Origin of the sequence: Actinomadura bangladeshensis (genome assembly GCF_004348335.1) — a bacterium.
In the GTDB taxonomy this organism is placed as follows: domain Bacteria; phylum Actinomycetota; class Actinomycetes; order Streptosporangiales; family Streptosporangiaceae; genus Spirillospora; species Spirillospora bangladeshensis.
In genome coordinates, this window is the sequence record NZ_SMJW01000139.1 from 1 (window position 1) to 21388 (window position 21388).

18 protein-coding genes and 2 pseudogenes are annotated in these 21388 nt (G+C 71.6%); 11 read left to right on the forward strand and 9 right to left on the reverse strand.

The features are described from left to right. The 3 genes from E1284_RS24610 to E1284_RS24620 form a co-directional block, all read right to left on the reverse strand. Positions 1-1216 (reverse strand): M28 family metallopeptidase (locus E1284_RS24610; RefSeq protein ID WP_131942503.1); only part of this gene is annotated, 1216 nt, incomplete at its 3' end. Positions 1217-1292: 76 nt separating this feature from the next. Next, entirely contained in the window at positions 1293-3392 is a 2100-nt protein-coding gene (locus E1284_RS24615; protein WP_243714723.1) for a M4 family metallopeptidase, read from the reverse strand. A gap of 222 nt (positions 3393-3614) precedes the next feature. Continuing rightward, on the reverse strand, positions 3615-4643 hold the full coding sequence (locus tag E1284_RS24620) for an alpha/beta hydrolase (protein WP_131942504.1): 1029 nt from the start codon (positions 4641-4643) through the stop codon (positions 3615-3617). Between the two features lie 126 nt (positions 4644-4769). Between E1284_RS24620 and E1284_RS24625 the strand changes: the two genes are divergently transcribed. Both E1284_RS24625 and E1284_RS24630 read left to right on the forward strand, forming a co-directional pair. Further along, on the forward strand, positions 4770-5501 hold the full coding sequence (locus E1284_RS24625) for an isocitrate lyase/PEP mutase family protein (protein WP_131942505.1): 732 nt from the start codon (positions 4770-4772) through the stop codon (positions 5499-5501). 113 nt (positions 5502-5614) lie between these two features. Next, positions 5615-6442 (forward strand): oxygenase MpaB family protein, encoded by an 828-nt coding sequence (locus tag E1284_RS24630; RefSeq protein WP_131942506.1) that lies wholly within the window; start codon positions 5615-5617, stop codon positions 6440-6442. Positions 6443-6546: 104 nt separating this feature from the next. Here the strand turns inward: E1284_RS24630 and E1284_RS24635 are convergent, their stop codons facing one another. Next, the gene (locus E1284_RS24635) at positions 6547-8253 is read right to left on the reverse strand and encodes a BCCT family transporter (protein WP_131942507.1); all 1707 of its coding nucleotides are present in this window, start codon (positions 8251-8253) and stop codon (positions 6547-6549) included. 186 nt (positions 8254-8439) lie between these two features. Here E1284_RS24635 and E1284_RS24640 point away from each other — a divergent pair, with 186 nt between their 5' ends. From E1284_RS24640 to E1284_RS41735, 3 genes are read left to right on the forward strand one after another with little or no spacing between them, the layout of a single operon-like run. Next, positions 8440-9195: an ABC transporter ATP-binding protein gene (locus E1284_RS24640; RefSeq protein WP_131942508.1), complete on the forward strand. Its 756-nt coding sequence runs from the start codon at positions 8440-8442 to the stop codon at positions 9193-9195. Next, positions 9192-11606: an FtsX-like permease family protein gene (locus E1284_RS24645; RefSeq protein WP_131942509.1), complete on the forward strand. Its 2415-nt coding sequence runs from the start codon at positions 9192-9194 to the stop codon at positions 11604-11606. The genes E1284_RS24640 and E1284_RS24645 overlap by 4 nt, the downstream gene beginning before the upstream one ends. Before the next feature lie 12 nt (positions 11607-11618). Continuing rightward, on the forward strand, positions 11619-11786 hold the full coding sequence (locus E1284_RS41735; protein WP_165965412.1) for a hypothetical protein: 168 nt from the start codon (positions 11619-11621) through the stop codon (positions 11784-11786). A gap of 14 nt (positions 11787-11800) precedes the next feature. Here the strand turns inward: E1284_RS41735 and E1284_RS24650 are convergent, their stop codons facing one another. After that, entirely contained in the window at positions 11801-13231 is a 1431-nt protein-coding gene (locus tag E1284_RS24650) for a pyridoxal phosphate-dependent decarboxylase family protein (protein ID WP_165965413.1), read from the reverse strand. Between the two features lie 72 nt (positions 13232-13303). On the opposite strand from E1284_RS24650, the gene E1284_RS24655 reads away from it, so the two are divergent. Then, positions 13304-14263, forward strand: a complete 960-nt coding sequence (locus E1284_RS24655; RefSeq protein ID WP_131942511.1) for a GlxA family transcriptional regulator — start codon at positions 13304-13306, stop codon at positions 14261-14263. Positions 14264-14382: 119 nt separating this feature from the next. Here the strand turns inward: E1284_RS24655 and E1284_RS41740 are convergent, their stop codons facing one another. Further along, the gene (locus E1284_RS41740; protein ID WP_165965414.1) at positions 14383-14586 is read right to left on the reverse strand and encodes a hypothetical protein; all 204 of its coding nucleotides are present in this window, start codon (positions 14584-14586) and stop codon (positions 14383-14385) included. Then, positions 14583-14813: a hypothetical protein gene (locus tag E1284_RS41745; RefSeq protein ID WP_165965415.1), complete on the reverse strand. Its 231-nt coding sequence runs from the start codon at positions 14811-14813 to the stop codon at positions 14583-14585. Before E1284_RS41745 ends, E1284_RS41740 begins: the two co-directional genes overlap by 4 nt. Positions 14814-15007: 194 nt before the next feature. Between E1284_RS41745 and E1284_RS41750 the strand changes: the two genes are divergently transcribed. Both E1284_RS41750 and E1284_RS24665 read left to right on the forward strand, forming a co-directional pair. Further along, on the forward strand, positions 15008-16216 hold the full coding sequence (locus E1284_RS41750; protein ID WP_165965416.1) for a helix-turn-helix domain-containing protein: 1209 nt from the start codon (positions 15008-15010) through the stop codon (positions 16214-16216). Between the two features lie 17 nt (positions 16217-16233). After that, complete coding sequence (locus tag E1284_RS24665) at positions 16234-16836, forward strand: 2'-5' RNA ligase family protein (protein ID WP_165965417.1); 603 nt, start codon at positions 16234-16236, stop codon at positions 16834-16836. Positions 16837-16874: 38 nt separating this feature from the next. Here the strand turns inward: E1284_RS24665 and E1284_RS24670 are convergent, their stop codons facing one another. Further along, on the reverse strand, positions 16875-17774 hold the full coding sequence (locus E1284_RS24670; RefSeq protein ID WP_131942514.1) for an rRNA adenine N-6-methyltransferase family protein: 900 nt from the start codon (positions 17772-17774) through the stop codon (positions 16875-16877). Between the two features lie 178 nt (positions 17775-17952). Further along, on the reverse strand, positions 17953-18906 hold the full coding sequence (locus tag E1284_RS24675) for an RNA polymerase sigma-70 factor (protein WP_131942515.1): 954 nt from the start codon (positions 18904-18906) through the stop codon (positions 17953-17955). Between the two features lie 311 nt (positions 18907-19217). Here E1284_RS24675 and E1284_RS24680 point away from each other — a divergent pair, with 311 nt between their 5' ends. The 3 genes and pseudogenes from E1284_RS24680 to E1284_RS24685 form a co-directional block, all read left to right on the forward strand. After that, positions 19218-20705 (forward strand): MFS transporter, encoded by a 1488-nt coding sequence (locus E1284_RS24680; protein WP_131942516.1) that lies wholly within the window; start codon positions 19218-19220, stop codon positions 20703-20705. Positions 20706-21036: 331 nt separating this feature from the next. Next, positions 21037-21099 (forward strand): annotated as a pseudogene (locus tag E1284_RS44095) (helix-turn-helix domain-containing protein); the annotation flags it as partial. Between the two features lie 27 nt (positions 21100-21126). Then, positions 21127-21388, forward strand: a pseudogene (locus tag E1284_RS24685) (hypothetical protein); the annotation flags it as partial.

The window sequence follows — 21388 nt, forward strand, 5'->3', positions numbered from 1 at the left end:
TGGTGCCGCCGTCCAGGTCGTAGGTTCCGGCGTCGGTTCCGGCCGCGGCGCCGGTCACGAGGGCGGCGCTGCCGCCGGCCGCGGCGAGTTGCAGGTCGGTGCCCGACCAGCTCGTCGGCTGCGGGGTGCCGCGCTCCCAGGCGCCCGCGGTGGCGGTGTCGGTGCCGCTCGGGTTCGCCGTCCAGCCGGTGGCGGACTCGAAGCCGTCGGAGTAGACGGTGTCGCCGGGCGGCTCCTGCGTCCCGCCGTCGCCGCCGAGCGTCCAGACGGCGTGCGCGATGGCGTCGGCGTTGCGGTCCAGCGCGGTGTCGTCGATGTTGGACGTGGTGTCGCACGACGAGTGGTAGCAGCGGTCGAACGCGACGCCCGCCTGGCCGCCCCACAGCTGCGCCTGCTGGGACGTCTTGCGTCCCTCGGCGCCGGTGAACAGCCCGCCGGCGGGGATGCCGACGCGGATGAACGGGCCGTAGTCGGAGCGTCCGTCGAACGCCGTGTCCTGGACGGGCACGTTGATCGAGGTGAAGTAGGACCGGAGCACCTGCTCGATCCGGGCGGACCCGGCCGGGCCGCCGCTGCCGGACGAGCCGTCCCCGTCGTAGGCGAAGTAGCCCGGGTTCGGGGAGCCGACCATGTCGAAGTTCAGGTAGCCGGTGATCTTCGACCGCTCGGACGACGGCAGGTTGTCGACGTAGTACGTCGACCCGACGAGGCCGAGCTCCTCGGCGCCCCACCAGGCGAACCGGAGGTGCCGGTCGGGCTGGTAGTTCGTGCGGGCGACGGCGAGCGCGGTCTCCAGGATCGCGGCCGTCCCGGAGCCGTTGTCGTTGATGCCGGGCCCGGCGGTGACACTGTCGAGGTGCGCCCCCGTCATCAGGGTGTCGCCCGTGTCGCCGCCGGGCCAGTCGGCGATCAGGTTGTAGCCGGTCGCGCCGTTGCGCGAGAACGACTGGACGCTCGTCTGGTAGCCGGCGGCGTCCAGCTTGCCCTTCACGTAGTCGAGCGAGGCGCGGAAGCCGGGACGTCCGTGCGCGCGGTTGCCGCCGTTGCTGTTCGCGATGCTCTGCAGCTGCGACAGGTGCGCCTTGACGTTGGTGAGCGGGATGTCGGGGGCGGCCAGTGCGGCGGGCGCGGCAGTGGCCGCCGACGCGGGCAGGGGCAGAAGGGCGGACACCGTCAGGGCCGCCGCCCCGAGCACCGCCATGGTGCGCGATCTCATCGATCCTCCAGGGTGGGGGAGGGAACGGCCCGTGACGGGGGAGCGGGCCCCGTCACGGGCCGCGTGCGGGGAGCGGTCAGGACTGGGTGATCTTCACGTTGTCGAGGCCGGCCTCGACGAGGCTGCCGGAGCCGCCGTCGGCCGCCTCGACCACGATCCGGACGGACTGGCCGGCGTAGGCGGACAGGTCGTAGGTGGCCGACTGCCACGTCCCGGCCTGGTTCGCCATGGCGCCGCTCTGGTTCAGCGCGGTGGCCGAGCCGTTCGCGCCGACGACGCGGACGCGCAGGTAGTCGTCCGTCGAGCTGTTGTTGAGGTGGGCGAGGTAGTGGTTGAAGCTCAGCGACAGCGTGCCGCTGGGCAGGGTGATCGCCGGGGACTGGACGCTCGTGGTGCCGCCGTCCAGGTCGTAGGTTCCGGCGTCGGTTCCGGCCGCGGCGCCGGTCACGAGGGCGGCGCTGCCGCCGGCCGCGGCGAGTTGCAGGTCGGTGCCCGACCAGCTCGTCGGCTGCGGGGTGCCGCGCTCCCAGGCGCCCGCGGTCGCGGTGTCGGAGCCGTTCGGGTCGGTCGTCCAGCCCTTGTCGCTCTCGAAGTCGTCGGAGAAGACCGTCGTCCCCGGCGTGCCGGTTCCGCAGGACGCCTCGCCGCTCTGCGCCGGGACGCTGATCGCGCTCCAGGCCGCCTTGACCGCGTTGCATTCGGTCGCCGAGCCGGGGAACAGCTGCACCGCCGCGTTGATCGTCTCGACGCGGGCGCGGGCGTGGCTCCAGTTCGTGACCTTGCGGTTCAGCCCGCCCATGAAGATCTGGCCGGCCTTCTTGACGCCGATGCCGGTCACGGTCGAGCCGTTGCAGGTCGGGCTGGCCGGGTTCCCGTTGGACGGGTTCGAGCCCTCGGCGAGCAGGTAGAACCAGTGGTTCTGCGGGCCGGCGGCCGCGTGCACCTCGGTGCGCGGGATCGACGAGGAGTAGCAGTTCGGGTCGCCGAGCGCCTGCGGGTTGTACATGTTGCGGATCGGGCCGGAGCCGACCAGGTCGACCTCCTCGCCGACCAGGTAGTCGGGCGGGTCGAGGCTCGCCGGCTCGTTCATGTAGTGCTCGGTCAGCGCCCCGAAGATGTCGCCGGCCGACTCGTTCATGCCGCCCTTCTCGTTGCCGTTGCCGCCGCTGTCACCGCCGGGCGTCGTGGTGAAGACGGCGTGGCCGTTCTCGTGGCCGACCACGTCCACCGACGTGGCCTGCTTCGTGCCGGCCTGGTTGTGGCCGAAGTTGGTGTAACTGCCGTTCCAGTAGGCGTTGGCCTGGTTCAGGCCGACGCGGAGCGGGAACCCGCCGCCGCTGCCGTTGATGCCGTTGCGACCGAGCCAGTCGCGCAGCATGTCCCATTCCTTCTGGACGGCGTACATGGCGTCGACGCAGGCGGTCTCCAGGTCGGTGCCGCCGGCGTTGCCCCACGCGCTGTCGGAGCCGGTGTAGGTGGAGCCGCTCTGGCCGCCGCACCGGACGCCGGAGCGCTGCGGGTCCGTCATGGACGTCGCGGCGGTGCTGAGGTCGACGGTGCCGTGGTAGTAGCTGCGGTCGTCGGCGGCGTCGCGGACCTCGTCCCACGTCTTGACGACCTTGCCGGTCTTCGCGTCGACGAGCACGTGCAGCTTCGTCGGAGCGTTCTGCCGCGTGCCGCTGACGACGGTCTCGTAGACGAGCCGTCCCGCGCCCTCGGCCAGCACCATCAGGCGGGGCGTGGACGCGCTGTCGACCTTGGAGACCTTGGCGCGGGAGGTCTTCGCGGCGGCCGACGCGGCGACCGTCGCCTTGGTCGACACGTCGAGCTTCTCGGTCTGCCCGACGGACGTGCTGAGCACGCCGCCGTCCGCGTTCGTGGTGACGACGAAGTCGCCGCCGTAGACGGGCAGGCCGTCGTAGGTCCGCTCGTACTGGACGTGCTGGAGGCCGCGCAGGCCGGAGGTGACGCCGCGCCGGACGATCCGGTCCTTCGGCGCCTTCTGGAACTCGGCGGGCTTCGCCGCGACCAGGTGGTCGGCCGAGGCCGCGGCGAGTGTGCGGGGGTCGGGTTTGGCGGGGGCGGTGCCGGGGGTCGCACCAGTGGCGGGAGAGGACATCGCCACGGCGAGGCCGACGGACAGCACCGTCGCCCCGATCGCGGTCTGGTGTCGCACGGGGGTGCTCCTTCCACGTGCCGGCGCTGCGGGGAGGACACGTGGAGGTCTTTGTGGGAGCACTCCGCGGGCCGCCGCTCGCCGGCGGGGACAGGGATGGGGGACTCATCCGGATGAGCTGCCCCGAAGTGCACCCTGAATTGTGAAAAGTGTCAATAACTCCATTTGCTACTGGATTTTCAATTCAGCCGCGACCCGGACTGAAACCGTTGGAAACCCCCGCTAGGGCGCGATGCGGCGGCAGAGCCAGGCGAGCGCCAGCGGGTACCGGTAGTCGATGCCGCCGTGGCCCGCGTCGAACAGCTCGAAACGGATCACGTCCTCCCGGACGCCGGCGTCCAGGAGCGCCCGGTGGAACGCCTGCGCGCCGACGTCGAGGAACCACTCGTCGCGCGTCCCGCCGTCGATCCAGATCGCCCGCTGCGACCGCATCGCCTCCGCGTGCCCCGGCACCATCCGGACCGGGTCGAAGGCGAGCCAGCGCTCCCACACGTCCTGCCGGAGGACCCCGGTGACCGGGTCGAACGGCAGCTCCGGCGTGCCGTCCTCGCGCGCCGAGTAGCAGACCGCCATGCCGAGGACGTTGAGCAGTTCCATGTCCTCGGGCTCGGTGAACGACGTGCGCGAATTGAAGTCGTTCCACCAGCGCGAGATGTCGCCGCCGTATTTGCGCAGGTGCCGGACGCATTTCGGGAACTCGGGCAGGTAGCAGTACTCGAACAGCGCGTCGCCCGCGTGCGTGGCGAGGGCGCCGAAAAGGTCGGGCCGCAGCATCGGCGTGATCATCGCGCCGTAGCCGCCGCTGGACTTGCCGCTGATCGCCCGGTGCTCGGGCGCGTCCAGCGTCCGGTAGCGGGCGTCGACCCAGGGGACGATCTCGTCGCAGATGTAGGAGTGGTAGCGGCCGGTGCCGGGGGAGTCGACGTACTGGCTGCCGCCGTGCGCGGTCCAGGCGTCGACGAACACGACGATCGCGGGCGGCGCCTCGCCGGAGGCGAACACCGCGTCCGCCGTCTCGGGGAACGGCTGCCGGTAGGGCATCCGGTTGCGCCAGATCCCGACGTGCCCGGTGAACCCGGTGATCACGTACACGCTGGGGTAGCGGCGCTCCGGCTCGTCGTCGTAGCCCGGCGGGACGTACACGAGGACGGGCCGCTCGTGCGGGTCCTTCAGCGGGTTGCCGCGCAGCAGCTCACTGCTGACGACGTGCTCTTCGAGGCGTCCGGCGAACTCTGCGGACCATGGCAGCATGGGCACTCCCTCAGCGCGGATGGTGATCACCCCGACGCTAGCCCAGGTCGCGGCGTGCTCGTCCGACACCGGTGTCACAATGCGCCGGGCCGTCTCGTCCACCGTGGGATGGGGAAGGAGACCTACATGTCCGAGAACGCAATACGGCTCCGTGAGCTGCACCGGCCGGGTGATCCGCTGCTGCTGCCGAACGTCTGGGACGCCGGCGGCGCCCAAGTCGTCCAGGAGGCGGGGTTCCCGGCGCTCGCCACCGCCAGCGCCGCCGTCTCCGCCATGCTCGGCTATCCCGACCACGAGGGCGCGCCGGTGGAGGAGATGTTCGCCGCCGCCGCCCGCGTCATCCGCGCCGCGACCGTCCCCGTGACCGTGGACGCCGAGGCCGGGTACGGGCTGCAGCCCGCCGAGCTGGTCGAGCGGCTGCTCGCCATCGGCGCCGCGGGCTGCAACCTGGAGGACACCTACGCGGGGGAGCTGGCGAAGCCGGAGGCGCAGGCCGAGTTCCTCGCCGCCGTCCGGGACGCCGCGGGCGACGCCCTGGTGATCAACGCGCGGGTCGACACGTTCATCGCCGGGGTCCCCGACCCGGTGGACGCCGCGATCGAGCGGGGCCGGCTGTACTTCCAGGCCGGGGCCGACTGCGTCTACCCGATCACCGCGCCGATGGACGCCGTCCCGGCCCTGGTCAAGGGGCTGCCGGGGCCGGTCAACGCGAACAACTTCCCGGGGACGTCCCTCGACGACCTGGCCGCCGCCGGGGTGGCCCGCGTGTCCTACGGGCCGATGGCCTACCTGCGCACGCTCGACACGCTGAAGGAGTTCGCGACCCGCGTCCGCGCCAGGGAGGACCCGTACGCCTGACGGGTATCCGGGGAGGTGTGAGGGCGCCCACGCCCGGGCGCTCTTGCAAGTACTCACTTACACTGGCACAGTGAGACGAAAATCGCCTCTATGTCTCAGAGAGTGAGGCCGGGATGACAGCGATCGCGGAGGAGACCGGGACCCCGAAGGCCGTCCTCGACTCCATCAGCGGGCTGGCGCTCGCCGGAGCCGCGGCGAACGTCGTCATGCAGCTCGCCCGCCTGCCCATCGGCTACGGCGTGGCCGAGAGCAAGGTCGAGAGCGGCCGCGTCGACAAGCACCCGGTGAAGCGCGGCCGCACCACGCTCACCTACATCGCCGTCGCGATGCTCGGCACCGACGACGAACGCAAGGCGATGCGCCAGGAGGTCAACCGGGCGCACCGGCAGGTCCGCGGCAAGGAGCCCGTCGCCTACAACGCGTTCGACCCCGAACTGCAGCTCTGGGTCGCCGCCTGCCTGTACTTCGGCCTCGAAATGATCTACGAGATGCTGTACGGGAAGCCGACCCCCGAGGAGGCCGAGCAGCTGTACCGGTACGGCGCCCGCTTCGGCACGACCCTGCAGATGAAGCCCGAGCTGTGGCCCGCCGACCGCGCCGCCTTCGAGGAGTACTGGCAGGACGGCGTGCGCAAGATCCAGATGGACGACGTCACCCGCACCTACCTGCGCGACCTCGTCGAGCTGCGGTTCCTGCACGCCCCGGTGCGCCTCGCCCTCGGCCGCTACCACACGTTCCTGACCCTCGGCTTCCTGCCGCAGCCCTTCCGGGACGAGCTCGGCTACACCTGGACGCCCGGCCACCAGCGCCGCTTCGACCGCTTCACCCGCGCCATGCGCCTGGCCAACCGCGCCATGCCGCGCCCGGCCCGCGAGTTCCCCTTCAACGCCTACCTCTACGACTTCCGCCGCCGCATCAAGACCGGCCGCCCCGTCGTCTGACCCGCGCTGGAACACGGCGCGCCGGAACGCGCCCGCCGGCACGCGGCGGCGGGCGCTCAGCGGCTGGACCAGCTGGACCAGCTCGCCCGGCACCGGCCCGCGGCTCAGTGACCGGGGGGCGGTTCGTCGGTGGTGTCGGTGGGTCTGATCGCCAGCTCGAAGTCGCCCCGGTGGTGCCGGACGCCGGCGACGACGGCGTCCTCCAGGACCTCGGCGCCCTTGGTCTGGCGGCGCATCATGGGGTCGTCGCGGACGTCCTTGTAGAGGGAGAAGCACAGCAGGATCAGGACGATCGCGAACGGCAGCGCGCCGATGAACGTGATGTTCTGGATGCCGTTGAGGGCCTTGTCGCCGCCGATCACCAGCATGATCGCGGCGACGGCGCCGGTCAGCGCGCCCCAGAAGATCACCACCCAGCGGGCGGGGGAGGTCGAGCCGCGCTGGGAGAGCGTGCCCATGACGATCGACGCCGCGTCCGCGCCGGACACGAAGAAGATCGCGACCAACGCCATGACGACCACCGCGGTGATGGACGCCCACGGCAGGTGGCCGAGCATGTTGAAGGTGATCTGCTCTTCCGAGCCGTTCCCGTACGGGTTCAGGCCCCTGCGCTGCTGGCTGATCGCCGTCCCGCCGAAGACCGCGAACCAGACCAGGCTGACCGTGCTCGGCACGATGATCACACCGGCCACGAACTGCCGGATGGTGCGGCCGCGGCTGATCCGGGCCAGGAACATGCCGACGAACGGCGCCCATGAGATCCACCACGCCCAGTAGAAGATCGTCCAGTTGGCGAGGAACTTCTGCATCGCCGCGCCGCCCGTCGCGCCGGAGCGGGACGCCATCTCGCCGAAGTCCCGCAGGTAGACGCCGATCGTGGTGGGCAGCAGTTCGAGGATGAAGACCGTCGGGCCCACCACGAACACGAAGACGGCGAGGACGGCGGCGATCACCATGTTGATGTTGGACAGCCACTGGATGCCGCGCGCGACGCCGGAGACGGCCGACAGGATGAAGCAGATCGTCAGCACCACGATGGTGAGCACGAGCACGGTGGTGCCGAGGCTCTCGATCCAGCCCGCCTCCCGCATGCCGGTCTGGATCTGCAGGGCGCCGATGCCGAGCGAGGCCGCCGACCCGAACAGCGTCGCGAACAGCGCGAGGATGTCGATGAGCTTGCTCACCGGGCCGGTGGCGCGGCGGTGCCCGAGCAGCGGCACGAACGCCGAGCTGATCAGCTGGCTGCGGCCCCGCCGGTAGTGCCCGTACCCGATGGCGAGGCCGAGGACGGCGTAGATCGACCACGGGTGCAGCGTCCAGTGGAACATCGTGGTCGCCATCGCGGTCTCGATCGCCTGCTCGCTCTGCGGCGCGTCGGTGTCCGGGGGCGGCATCACGTAGTGGGTGAGGGGTTCGGCGGCGCCGAAGAACATGAGCCCGATGCCCATGCCGGCGCTGAACATCATCGCGATCCACGAGACGGTGCGGAACTCGGGCTCGTCGCCCTCCTGGCCGAGCGGGATCCGCCCGTACCGGCTGACCGCCAGCCACAGGGAGAAGACGACGAACCCGGTCGCGGCGAGGACGAAGAGCCATCCGACGTTGCGCAGCAGCCAGTCCAGGATCGTCTGCGACGCGGAGCTCAGCGTGCCGGTGGACGACCCGCCCCAGATGACGAACCCCAGGGACAGCACGGCGGTGACGCCGTAGACGATCCAGTCGGTGCGCGTGCGCCCGCGCTCCTCGAGGGGCACCGGCTCGGTGCCGGGATAGGCGTCCTCACCGTCCGCCTCTCGCTTGGGGCTCTCCATGATCTGAACTCTTGCCCGAATAAGCACTCCTCAGTGACACGGGAGAGTAATTCGTTCACGGCTGGTGCCCGGCGGGCGGTGGTGTAGCGGGCTACACCATGGATTCGGGAGCGCGCGCCCATGTGCCGGGCACCCTCCCGAACCTAGATTCATCCAGGTGAGAGGCACTTTCCACCCGGAGGGACCATGACGACGATGACGGCCAGGGCCACCACGGGGCCCGCTGCGGGGCCGACCGGGGAGGCCGTCGGGCTGGACGCGGTCACCAGGACCTACGGCTCGGTGCGGGCCCTGGACGGCGTCGGCCGGACGTTCCCGCGCGGCGGGTTCACGGCGGTCATGGGGCCGTCCGGATCGGGGAAGAGCACGTTCCTGCACTGCGCGTCCGGGCTCGACCGGCCGACCTCGGGCACCGTCCGGATCGGCGGCGAGGACATCGGCCGGCTCAGCGAGGCGAAGCGCACGCGGCTGCGGCGGCGGCGCATCGGGTTCGTGTTCCAGGCGTTCAACCTGATCCCGTCGATGGACGTCGAGGAGAACATCACGCTGCCGCTCCGGCTCGGCGGCCTGGACCCGGACCGTGCCTGGCTGGACGAGGTCGTGCGGCGGGTCGGGCTCGGCGACCGGCTGCGGCACCGTCCGTCCGAGCTGTCGGGCGGGCAGCAGCAGCGCGCCGCCCTCGCCCGCGCCCTGATCACCCGCCCGGAGGTCGTATTCGCGGACGAGCCGACCGGCGCCCTCGACCCGCGCACCGCCCGCGGGGTGATGCGGCTGCTGCGCGAGGCCGCCGACGAGACCGGCCAGACGATCGTGCTGGTCACGCACGACCCGATGGCGGCGGCGTGGGCCGACTCGGTCGTGTTCCTCAGCCGCGGCCGGATCGTCGACGAGCTGGCCGCGCCGTCCGCCGCCGCCGTCCTGGACCGGTGGGAGACGCTGTGAAGAGCAGGGGCGCGTTCGCCGGGATCTTCGCGTCGCTGCTGTTCGCGGCCGCGCTGATCGGGGCCTGCGGGGTGCTGCTGGAGTCGGCGTGGCGGGCGCACGGCCCGGTGGAGCGGTACGCGGCGGCGCCGGCCGTCGTCACGGGGCCGCGGAGCGTCGCCGCCCAGGTGAAGCAGCTCGGCGACGCTTCGGCCGAGCAGAGCCGGCCGCTGGCGGAGCGGTCCCGTGTCCCGGTTGGTGCGGCGGATCGCCTGCGGGCCGTTCCGGGTGTGCGGGGCGTGGTCGCGGACGTCTCGTTCCCCGTTGTGGTGTCCTCGGGGCGCACGCTGACCGGGCATGGCTGGGACTCGGCCGTCCTTCGTCCCTACGCGCTGAGCGCCGGGCGCGCTCCGGGCGCGGCGGACGAGGTCGTCGTGAGCCGGTCGGCCGGAGTCGAGGTCGGGGCGAGCGTCCAGGTGCAGACGAACGGGACGCCTCGTCCTTACCGGGTCTCCGGGCTCGTCGCGGACGGCCCCGGCGCCGCGTTCTTCACCCCCGCCACGGCGGCGGCCCTGTACGGGCACCCTGGGCAGGCGGACGCGCTGGCCGTGCTCGGTGACGCCGACGAGAACGCTTTGCGGAAGGCTGCGGCCGGGCTCACCGTCGCCACGGGCGCGGCGCGCGGCGATGTCGAGAACCCCGCCGTGGCGGCGGCCGCCCCCGACATCCTGGAGATCGGCGCCTCGCTCGGCGGCGTCGCCGTCATGACCGCGTTCGTGGTGGTCGGCGGGCTGGTCGTCCTGTCGGTGCGGGAGCGGCGGCGCGAGTTCGCGATGCTCCGCGCGATCGGCGCGACTCCCTGGCAGGTGCGGGGGCGGCTGGTGCGCGAGACGCTCAAGGCGGGCGTGCCCGCCGCGCTGCTCGGCGGCGCCCTGTCGCTCGCGCTCGGCGCCGCGATGCACACCGCGATGGCCCGCGAGGACGTCCTGCCGGACGGGTTCGGGCTCTCGCTCAGCCCGCTGCCCGCCCTCGCCGCGATCGCGATCACGCTGCCCGCCGCCGTCGGGACGGCACTGGTCGCGTCGCTGCGGCCGTCCCGGATCCGGCCCGTCGAGGCGCTGGGCGAGGCGGCCGTCGAGTCCGCCGACCTGCCCCGGTGGCGCGTCATCACCGGGGTCGTGTTCTTGGTCGTCGGGGTCAACGCGCTCGGGTTCTCCACCGCGTCGTCCGGACCGGCCGCGATCGCCGCGATCGGCGGGCTGGTCATGTCGCTGATCGTGGCGACCGCGTTCCTCGGGCCGCTGCTGGCCCGGTACGGCGGCCGCGTCCTCGGCGGCGCCGCCCAGGCCGTCGCCCCGGTGACCGGACGCCTCGCCCGGCACGGCAGTACCGCCGCGGCCCTGCGCGCCGGCTCCATCATCACCCCGGTCGCGCTGGCGGTCGCGTTCGCCGGCACCCAGCTCTTCGCGCAGATGACGCTCGTCCGCGCGACGACCGAGCAGGCAGCCGCCGCCGACCGCGCCGACCAGGTCGTCGTGTCGTCCGGGCCGGGACTGCCGCCGGACGTCGCCGAGGCCGTCCGCCGCGTGCCCGGTGTCACCGCCGCCACGCCCGTCAACCGCACGACCGTCGTGATGAAGGTCAAGGAGCTGGGCGAGGAAACGCTCACCTCGCTGCCCGCGCGCGGCATCGGCGCGTCCGCCGATGCCACCCTCGATCCCGATGTGACGTCCGGCAGCCTTCGCGACCTGCGCGGCAGCACGGTCGCGCTCGGCAGCGACGTGGCGGGCGGCCTCCACGTCGGCTCGACCACGCCGCTCTGGCTCGGCGACGGCACCCGGATCGACGCCCGCGTCGTCGCCGTCTACGACCGCGGTCTCGGGCTGGGCGACGTGCTCCTGCCGCACGACATCGTCGCCGCCCACACGTCCACGGGCTTGGACGACCACGTCCTTGTGCGGGGCAGCGCCGACCTGAGCGCCGTCACGTCCGCCTACACGGGCGTCCAGGCGATCGACCGCGACGCCTACGGGGCGAGCCTCTCCCAGGAGATCCGGCTCCAGGGGTTCTTCAACCGGATCGTCGTCGCGGCCATCGGCGGGTTCATCCTCATCGGCGTCGTCACCACGCTCGCCCTGGCCACGGTCGCGCGGCGCCGCGAACTCCGGCTGCTGCGGCTGGTCGGCACGACCCGCCGCCAGGTTCTGCGGATGCTGCGGCTGGAGGCCGCCATCGTGCTCGGCACCGGCATCGTGCTCGGAGCCGCGATCGCCGCCGTGACCCTCATGGCGTTCGCCATGGCCGTCCGCGGACTCCCGCTGCCCGCGATCTCCCCGGCCGCCTGCGCGGCCGTCCTGCTCACCGTCGCCGTGTCCGGCGGCGCCGCCGTCCTCCTCCCGGCGCGGGCCATGCTGCCCCGCCGCACCTCCTGAAAGGCACCGCCGATGAACAACCGCACCCGCTGGACTCTCGTCATCGTCCTCGTCGCGATCAACGCGTTCGCGAACAGCGCGCTGGGGGACACGTGGCTCGCGATCGCGATCAGCGTCGTCACCGGCCTTCCGGCCATCGCCCTGGTGATCGACTACTTCGTCCGGGCCCGCCGCACCTGAACGTCCCAGCGCGTTCAGGACGCCTTGCGCGCCTCACCCACCGCCCGGACGAGCTCGTCGACGTCGGCCGGCGCGGTGCGGTGGCTGATCACGCAGGCGCGCAGGGCGGCGCGTCCGCTCAGGTCGACGGGGCTGATCCACGCGCGTCCGCTCTGGACGACCTTCCGGGCGAGCGCGTCGTGGTGCTCCCAGGTCGCGGCGCCGGGATCGGCGAAGCAGACGACCGGGAGCGGGGTGTCGTTGACGATGTCCCAGCCGGCCGCGGCGAGCCCGGCGCGGAGCGCGTCCGCGAGGTCGGCGTCGCGTTCGAGCTGCTCGGCGTACCCGTCGCGGCCGGCGACGGCGAGGCTGAGGAACAGCTTCAGGCCCATGAAGCGGCGCGACCACTGCTGGCCGGACGTGTAGGGGTCGACGGTGTCGGGGATCTCCGCCGGCATGTACGACGTGGTGACCCGGAACGTCTCCGCGAGCCCCTCCGCGTCCGCGCAGAGGAAGGCGCCCGCGCCCATCGGCACGCTCATCCACTTGTGCGCGTCCACGGTGACCGAATCGGCGCGCTCGATGCCGGACAGCGCGGGCCGCAACCGGTCGGACAGCACCGCCGCACCCCCGTACGCGGCATCGACATGGAGCCGCATGCCCTGCTCGCGGCACAGGTCGGCGAGCGCGTGCAGCGGGTCGATGACTCCGGCGGCCGTGGTCCCGGCGGTCGCGACGACGAGGAACGGACGGTCGCCGTTCGCTCGGTCGGCGGCCACCCGGTCGGCCAGGGCCGCGGTGTCCATGCGCAGGTCGGGGCCGGCGGGCACGAGCCGGACGGCGTCCCGTCCGATGCCGCAGGCGTGCGCGATCTTCAGCCAGGCCAGGTGGCTCTCGGCCGAGGCGTACATGACCGGGCGGCCGTCCAGCGCCATGAGCCCCTTCTCGCCGTACTCCGGCCACGTCCTCGTGAGCGCCAGCAGTACGGCGGTCATGTTCGCCTCGGCGCCACCACTGGTGAACGACCCGGCGACGGCTTCCTGCGGATAGCCGAGCCGTCCGCCGAGGAAGCGCAGCAGATGGGCCTCGATCTCCACCGCCGCCGGCGCGTGCGACCACGCGGCCAGCTGCGGGTTGAACGCGGCGGCCAGCGTTTCACCGACGACGCCCAGCAACGTCGGCGTCGGGTTGAACAGCCCGAAGTAGCGCGGATGGGTCGTGTGGACGGTCGTCGCCCGCAGGAGTTCGGCCACGTCCTCGATCACGGCCTCGGGTTCCGCCGGACGGTCGAAGCCGTACGCGCCGACGGCGTCCCGCAGTTCCCGGACGTCCACCGGCGCGCTCACGTCCCGCTGGGCGACCTGCCGGCGCTCGTCCTCCAGCAGCTCGATGACGTGCCGCCACAGCCGCTCGGCCGCCGCCGGGTGAGGGTCGAAGGAAGCCCGTCCAAGGGGGAACTGATCCATGCCGTCGACCCTCTCGCCAAACCTCCCACCAGGCCAACTGGCGGTAACGACCATCATCGCTAAATTAGTGACATGCACACGCTCGCGGTCGCCGTCACGGAGGGCGTGCCCATCTTCGAACTGGCGATTCCGTGCGAGGTGTTCGGCTACGAGCGGCCGGGGCTCACGGACTGGTGGTACGACTTCCGCCTCTGCGCCGCGCCTGGGACCCGCACCGCCGCCGGCTTCGCCCCGTCCACCGTCCACGGCCTCGATGCCCTGACCGAGGCCGACACGGTCGTGGTCCCGGCCTGCGCGAGCGTCATCGACGAGCAGCCGTCCGACCTGGTCGAGGCCGTCCGCACAGCCCACGCCAACGGCGCCCGCATCGTCTCCCTGTGCACCGGCGCCTTCGTACTGGCCGCCGCAGGCATCCTGGACGGACGCCCCGCGACGACCCACTGGATGCACGCCGACCAACTCGCCGCCCGCCATCCCGACGTCACCGTGGACGCGTCCGTCCTCTACATAGACGACGGCGACGTCCTGACCAGCGCTGGCACTGCCGCCGGACTCGACCTCTGCCTACACGTCGTACGCAACGACCACGGCGCCGCCGTCGCGAGCGCTCTCGCCAAACGTCTCGTCATGCCCGCACACCGCCCCGGAGGCCAGGCCCAGTACATCGACGCGCAAGCCGTCCAGAACCCCGACGAACTGGGCCCCCTCCTCGACTGGACCCGCCGCCACCTGCACGAACCGCTGACCGTGGCCACCCTCGCCCGGCGCGCCAACGTGACCACCCGCACCCTGATCCGCCGCTTCCACGCCGCCACCGGCACGACCCCGATGGCCTGGCTGCGCGGCATCCGCATCGACCGCGCCCGCGAACTGCTGGAGACCACGACCCTCCCGGTCGACCAGATCGCCGCGCGCTCCGGCCTGGGCAGCCCCGCGAACCTCCGCCACCACTTCACCCGCACCGTAGGCGTCCCCCCGACCACCTACCGCCGCACCTTCGCGACCCCGCCCCCGACCGCCCACGGCATGTGACGGGCGGTGCCCGCCGCGCGGCCCGCCGGGGGAACGAGGGCCGCGCGGCGGAACGGCCAGGCTTGATCAATGGGGGTCAGCCCGGCCGCTGCGCGGGCCGCCACCTCTCCGCGCACTTCTCAGCAGGACGCCACGCGAAGGTGCCAGTCGACCATCGCCGCGAGCTGCTCCTCGCTCGCCGCCTCGATCAGGCGCGCTCCCCGCCGTCCCGGCAGCATCGCCCACCAGCTCCCGGTGGCCTTGCCGTGCCAGTGCACGACGTGCTTCGGGATCGGCGGCGAGACGCGGACCGGCACCTGGTCCACTCGCGTGCCGGCGATCACGATGACTCGATCTTGGCGGTGGCGTTCAGCAGCTCACGCAGCCGGGCGGCCGACGCGGCACGCACCCACGAGACTCCGCCTCCGTCCGGGTGACGGAACGGCCTCCGCCTCGCCTCCCATGCCAGGTCGAGGACGTCCAGGCCGTCGTGGTGGAACACCCAGTCGGGGAAGTCGGCGCGCAGCCCCGTCAGCGTCTCCAGCGCCGTCGAGTTCGGTACCTTGCTCACAGCCGGACTCCGTTTCCGGTGAGGCCCCGGAACCCCCGGCGTTCGCGCGCCGGCCGGGGCCGTCTTCGTGTCCTGAGACACCTTGCGACCTCCACTCCACCGCAACTGGCTGTAGCGTTGAAGGCACTGTCCGCTGGCCCCCGGTGCGGGCAGCGAAGGGCAACGGGCCAACCCGGGGCGAAACGGGTGCGGTGATGACGACCTTCGGTGAGAAGCTGCGAGACCTCATGGCCGAGCGCCGGATAAGCCAGCGCAAGCTGGCCGGACTCGTCCCCTGCGACGACGGCCACCTGTCAAAGATCGCCAACGACCGCAAGCGCCCGTCCCCCGAACTCGCCAACCGCCTGGACGAACTCCTCGAAGCGAACGGCACCCTCGCAGCCCTCAAACCCGAGCGCCCTTCGTCCGCAGGCGACGGTGTCATGGAGTTGGCCGCGTGGCTGGAAACGACCAATATCGGGGACAGCGCGGTCGGCCACCTGGAGACGGCCATCCGGCGTTTGGCCCACGACTACGCTCGGCAACCTCCGCTCGCCGTTCTGTGCGAGGCCCGGGCCCTCCAAGAGCAGGTCTGGGCCACACTACGAGGCGGGCGGCAGCGCATTGCGCAGACGCGAGCCATGCTTCGCGTTTCCGCAGAGCTGTTCGCATTGATCAGTCTGCTCGCTGGAGATATCGGCCGTTACCGTCTCGCCGACGCGTATGGGTGCGCCGCGTGGGTGTGCGCGCATGAGGCCGACTCCGATACTGCCCGCGCCACGGTCCGGTGTGCGCAATCCAAGACCGCACGCTGGGAAGGCCGTTACGCGGACGCTGCGGACCTGGCGAGGCAGGGCTTCGAGCTGGCCCCCGCCGGGATGCGTGGCCGCATACTCCTCGCGGTGTCCGAGGCCACCGCGCAGCAAGCCCGCGGTGATATCCCGGCGGCGAAGGAGGCGATGCGGCGCGCGCAGCACGCACGTGACAGTTGCTCAGCCGCGAACGAGGGTGCTGACGCCTGGAGTTGCACGCGCGCTAGACAGGCCGCCTACTCGCTCCAGGTCGGTCTTGGCGCTCGAGATCCCGGAGAAATGCTGCGTTCGGTCGGGGAAGCGGATGACGCATGGGCGGACGGCGACCAATGGGTTTACGGGACGTGGGCTCAGGTCCGCATCGGCGCAGCGCTGGCTCATGTGATGACGGGTGAAACAGAAGAAGCGTCCGTGGAACTCGCCGAGGTCTTCACCCTCGCTACTGAGTACCGTGTCGTGACCATCACCGGCCGGATGAATGAGATCGGGCATCGACTCGGACATAGCCGGTACAAAGGTGACGTGCGTGCTGCCGAACTGCGCGAGAAGATCCGTGCCTTCCAGGCTGGATCACTGGAGTACGAGGCCGTTCCCATGCCGGAGGTCAGATGAGCCCGCTCCCGGAGAGCATGTCCGATCACTGGTGGTGGCGGCCGGGGGTCCGGCCTGGTCGGCGGTTGCTCGTCTGGCACATCTTGGTGGACGGGCAACCGGAGGTCCATGACCTCGTCCGGCAGTGCCAGGACAAGCTCTCCGGACTGGACGGTCTGGACGTCATCCCGTCCGAATGGCTGCACCTGACCACGCAGATCGTCGGGTTCGACGACGAAATCACCGATGCCGAAGAGAAGGCAATGACCGCGGGCGTGGCCCAGCGGCTCGCGAGGCTGGCCCCTATCACGGTTGAGCTGGGAAAAGTGTGGCTGCACAGTGAAGCGGTGATGCTGGGCATCCGTCCGCCGCGTGGGCTTGACCCCGTCCGGGCCGCGGTCCGCGAGAGCGTCGCCGCCGCCGTACGCGCACACCAACTCGATGATGAACCGGATTGGACGCCGCATATCTCGGTTGCCTACAGCAACGCCGACCGGCCGGCCGCGCCCGTCATCAAGGCACTTGAGTTGAGGCCCGAACCACAGCCGCTTCACGTAAGGCAGGTCCACCTGGTCGCGCAAGAGCGGGTCGGCCACCTCTACCGCTGGGAGCCGCGAGCAGTGGCCCGCTTGGAGGTGTGAACTCGACGGACCGCGCTGGTGTTTGGTTGGGTGCCTTCTTAGGTGACTGGGTTGTCCGGTGAATCGAGCCAGATGCGCTGGGCTTTCGGGGTCACCGTGACTCCGTACCGGGACGCTTCCGGTTTGCCGGCGGCGGCCCATCGTTCCTCGGTTTCCCGGATCGCCTGCTGCGGGAGGCGCTGGCTGCGGATCGGCATGAACCAGGCCGCGGACCCGAACCGTCCCTCCGCCGTGCCGTCCGGGTCGACCTTCAGCGCCACCAGCGGCTCGTCTGGATGGAACGACGCCACCCAGGGCACCAGGATCATCCCGCCCGGACGGGTCTGCTCGACCCAGGCGTAGGGGACCTCGCGCACGGCGGCGGTGGCCACGATCCTGTCGTAGGGCGCGCCATGCGGATGGCCCAGCGTCCCATCGGCCGTGATCACCGTCACCGGATATCCGGCCCGGCTCAGTGCCCGCCGGGCGTGATCGGCCAGCGACGCGTCGATCTCCACCGTCGTGACGTTCTCCGCGCCGACCAGTTCTGCCACCAGTGCGGCGTTGTAGCCCGACCCGCCCCCGATCTCCAGCACCCGCAGGCCGGGACGCAGTTCGAGCGCATCCAGCATCTTCGCCATGATGTGCGGGGCGCTGCTCGAACTCGTGGGCCACTTTCCGCGCTCGGTCGCCCCATCGTCCACCTGGATGACCACCGAGCGCTCCGATTCGACCTCTTCCTGCCAGCCGCCGGGGTCGTCCTCCCGGCGAAGGGGACGAAACCAGCCCGTCCCTTCGACCGGAACCCAGATCGTTTCGGGAATGAACAGATCACGCCGAACGCGCCTGAGGACGCCGGACGCCGGGATCACACCTTCCCCGTGCCGTTGCACAACGTGCACGGTATCTCTCGACGATTGCCGTCGTCGCTCTTGATCTCCTTGCCCGACCCGTTGCATCCGCTGCATCTCTGCGGCTGACTGTGCCTTCCCACCGCGTCACCCCTTCGCGTCCAGCAACTCTTTCGAGCTACATCTGACCGCGGTAAGGGGGCGGCGTGGCAGGTGCTGTCCGCTGGCTGTGCACGCGGGCAGTGGCTGAAAACCGGTCAAGCCAGGGCCAACCGGCGTTGGTGGGTCAGCGGCTCAGGGGGGTCGCTTCGGTTATGCGGGAGAGTTTTTCGGGGTTGCGGACGAAGTAGAGGCCGGTGATCAGGCCGTTCTCGACGCGGGCCGCCATGACGGTGTCGGTCTCGCCGTTGATCCGGACGATCAGGGCGGGCCGGCCGTTCACCTGGACCGGCTCGAACGACAGGTCGGCCTGCGTCCTGACCCACGCGAGGCCCCGGGACAGCAGGCGGGCCACCTTGCGGGCGCCCACGACCGGACGCGGCAGGGCCTGCTTGAGCCCGCCGGCGTCGGACAGCAGGACGACGTCCGGCGCGAGGACGTCCACGAGGTTCTGCACGTCGCCGGTCTCGACCGCCCGCTGGAACGCCTGGAGCGCGGCGCGGGTCTCGTCGGAGGAGACGATGTCGCGGGGACGGCGCGCGGCGACGTGCGAGCGGGCCCGGTGGGCGATCTGGCGGACGGCGGCCGGGGTCTTGCCCACGGCCTCGGCGATCTCGCCGTAGGGGAAGTCGAACACGTCGCGCAGCACGAACACGGCCCGCTCGGTCGGGGTGAGCGTCTCCAGGACCAGCAGCATCGCCATCGAGACGCTGTCGGCGAGTTCGACGTCCTCGGCCACGTCGGGTGCGGTCAGCAGCGGTTCGGGAAGCCACTGGCCGACGTAGGTCTCCTTGCGGCGGCCGAGCGTGCGCAACCGGGTCAGCGCCTGCCGGGTCGTGATCCTGACGAGGTAGGCGCGCTGGTCCCGGACGGTCGCGAGGTCGACGCCCACCCACCGCAGCCAGGTCTCCTGCAGTACGTCCTCGGCGTCGGCGGCCGAGCCCAGCATCTCGTAGGCGACGGTGAACAGCAGGTTGCGGTGCGCGACGAACACCTCGGTGGCCGAGTCCACGGAGCCCTCGCTGGCGGCGTCATCGGGCTGACCGTCCGTGCTCGTGACCCGTTCGTTGCGCTCGTTCATCCCGGCTCCCGCCCGCTGCCGCTCAGTTCGGCCCTGCTCTGCACACCAGTACGACTGGCCATTAGACGCCACCCTCCATCGTTCTGTGACATCCGTGTTCGAGTGGCCTAGGTCACGTGCCCGCGGCTGTCACCGGGGTGGCGCGCCGGCGTCCCGTGTGCGTCAGGACGCCGCGCGTGGACGGTCCGCAGTGGGGCACCTCACACTGCCGCGCCGTCACAACCGGCCGACCTCCCGGCATCTCGTGGTCATCAGGACGCCGCGCGGACGCCCCGCGCGGCATGCGACGCACATAAGTGAGGACGAAGGCCATGGCAACCACGAAGGCGCCGCCCCCAGCGGCGGTTCCGCGCCGCTGGAGCGCGCTGCTCTTCATCGCGCTGGCCCAGCTCATGATCGTCCTGGACGGCACGGTCGTGAACATCGCGCTGCCGTCCATCCAGCGGGACCTCGCCATCTCCGACGGCGACCGGCAGTGGATCATCACCGCGTACACGCTGGCGTTCGGCGGGCTGCTGCTGCTCGGCGGCCGGATCGCCGACTACACCGGCCGCAGGCGGGTCTTCCTGGTCGCGCTGCTCGGCTTCGCCGGAGCGTCCGCGCTGGGCGGCGTGGCGTCCGGTTTCGAGACGCTGCTGGTCGCCCGCGCTGCGCAGGGCGCGTTCGGCGCGCTGCTCGGGCCGTCCGCGCTGTCGCTGCTGACGGTGATGTTCACCCGCCCGGAGGAGCGCGCCAAGGCGTTCGGGGTCTGGGGCGGGGTCTCCGCCGCGGGCGGCGCGATCGGGCTGCTGGCCGGCGGCGCGCTGACCGAGTACCTGGACTGGCGCTGGTGCCTGTACATCAACATCCCGATCGCCCTGGTCGCGGCGGTCGGCGGCTACACGATGCTGACCGAGTCGCGGCGCGAGGGCAGGGCCCGGTTCGACGTCCCCGGCGTGCTGCTGGTCACCGGCGGGCTGCTCGCGATCGTGTACGGCACCGGCCGCGCCGAGTCGGACGGCTGGCGCTCGGGGACCGTCATCGGCCTGCTGGCCGCCGGGACGGTGCTGCTCGCCGCGTTCGTCCTCGTCGAGCGCCGGGTGCCGGAGCCGCTGCTGCCCCTGCGGGTCATCGCCGACCGCACCCGCGGCGCCGCCTACCTGGCAGTGGGGCTGGCGGGAGCCGGCATGTTCGGGGCGTTCCTGTTCATGACCTACTACCTGCAGATCGTCAAGGGGTACTCGCCGATCAGGACGGGCGTGGCCTTCTTCCCGATGGTCATGACGGTCATGGTGTCGGCCGGCGGGATCAGCGCCCGGCTGCTGCCCAAGGTGCCGCCGCGGGTGCTGATCGTCCCCGGCATGCTGATCAGCGCGGCCGGCATGCTGTGGATGCTCACCCTCGAACCCGACAGCGGGTACGCCGGAGGCGTGCTGGTCACGGGGCTCATGTTCGGGTTCGGGGCGGGCATGATCCTGCCGGTGGCCATGAACTACGCCACCCGCGGCGTCGACCAGGGCGACTCGGGCGTGGCGTCGGCGACCGTCAACGCGGCGCAGCAGGTCGGCAGCTCGATCGGCATCGCGCTCCTCAACACCATCGCCACCACCGCGACCGTGGACTACCTCGCCTCGCACGGCAGGAGCCCCGCCGTCGCGAAGCAGGCCCTGGTGGAGGGCTTCGGGACGGGCAGCGCCTGGGCCGCCGGAATCCTCGTCGCGGGCGCGCTGATCGTCGCCGTGCTGATGAACACCCCCCGCCCGGAGAGCGAGCCCGCCGCCGGCGCCGAGAAGGGCGTGCCGCAGCCCGCGCACTCCTGACCTCCGGCGGTCCGGATCACCCGGCCGGCGCCGCCCGGGTGATCCGCTCCGCCACGGCCCCGCCTCAGCGACCGCAGCGCGCTGAGGCGGCGCTTCTCTCACACGTAGAGGACGGCGACACGCTGGTTCTTGGGGCGCTCGGGCTCCGGGCGAGGTGCTTCCTGCGCCCCGTAGAGCAGCTCGGCAAGCGACTGGAGCCTCTCCTCGAAACTCCTCGGTACCGGCTCCTCGCCGGGGGACTCATACGGGAGGAAGCGCGGAACGAGGCAGCACTGTGGCCTCCTGGTTTGGCGGTCGGGGTTTTGTCGGTGGTGGTCGGTAGGTTGCGGGGGTGTCCCGGTTCCGGTTGTGTCCGACCCCTGTCCAGGAGGCGGGGCTGCTGGAGCATTGCGGGCATGCCCGGTTCGTGTGGAATCTGGCGGTGGAGCAGTACTCCTGGTGGACGCCGCGGCGGGGTTCGGCTCCGGGGTATGCCTTGCAGGCGCGGCAGTTGACCGAGGCGCGTGCCGAGTTCGGGTGGCTGGCGGCGGGTTCGCAGACGGTGCAGCAGCAGGCGCTGCGGGATTTCGCGCAGGCGATGGCGAACTTCTTCGCGGGTACGCACCGGCGCCCTACGTGGCGTAAGGCGGGGGTGCATGAGGGCTTCCGGATCGTGGGGGTGTGGGGCCTGTCTCTTATACACC

What these genes read in the sequence shown, in the direction of transcription:
- E1284_RS24620 (WP_131942504.1), bottom strand. Translation starts at nt 4,643, where the DNA reads ATGCTGCCATGGTCCGCAGAGTTCGCCGGACGCCTCGAAGAGCACGTC.
- E1284_RS24625 (WP_131942505.1), top strand. Translation starts at nt 4,770, where the DNA reads ATGTCCGAGAACGCAATACGGCTCCGTGAGCTGCACCGGCCGGGTGAT.
- E1284_RS24630 (WP_131942506.1), top strand. Translation starts at nt 5,615, where the DNA reads ATGACAGCGATCGCGGAGGAGACCGGGACCCCGAAGGCCGTCCTCGAC.
- E1284_RS24635 (WP_131942507.1), bottom strand. Translation starts at nt 8,253, where the DNA reads ATGGAGAGCCCCAAGCGAGAGGCGGACGGTGAGGACGCCTATCCCGGC.
- E1284_RS24640 (WP_131942508.1), top strand. Translation starts at nt 8,440, where the DNA reads ATGACGACGATGACGGCCAGGGCCACCACGGGGCCCGCTGCGGGGCCG.
- E1284_RS41735 (WP_165965412.1), top strand. Translation starts at nt 11,619, where the DNA reads ATGAACAACCGCACCCGCTGGACTCTCGTCATCGTCCTCGTCGCGATC.
- E1284_RS24650 (WP_165965413.1), bottom strand. Translation starts at nt 13,231, where the DNA reads ATGGATCAGTTCCCCCTTGGACGGGCTTCCTTCGACCCTCACCCGGCG.
- E1284_RS24655 (WP_131942511.1), top strand. Translation starts at nt 13,304, where the DNA reads ATGCACACGCTCGCGGTCGCCGTCACGGAGGGCGTGCCCATCTTCGAA.
- E1284_RS41750 (WP_165965416.1), top strand. Translation starts at nt 15,008, where the DNA reads ATGACGACCTTCGGTGAGAAGCTGCGAGACCTCATGGCCGAGCGCCGG.
- E1284_RS24665 (WP_165965417.1), top strand. Translation starts at nt 16,234, where the DNA reads ATGTCCGATCACTGGTGGTGGCGGCCGGGGGTCCGGCCTGGTCGGCGG.
- E1284_RS24670 (WP_131942514.1), bottom strand. Translation starts at nt 17,774, where the DNA reads ATGCAACGGGTCGGGCAAGGAGATCAAGAGCGACGACGGCAATCGTCG.
- E1284_RS24675 (WP_131942515.1), bottom strand. Translation starts at nt 18,906, where the DNA reads ATGAACGAGCGCAACGAACGGGTCACGAGCACGGACGGTCAGCCCGAT.
- E1284_RS24680 (WP_131942516.1), top strand. Translation starts at nt 19,218, where the DNA reads ATGGCAACCACGAAGGCGCCGCCCCCAGCGGCGGTTCCGCGCCGCTGG.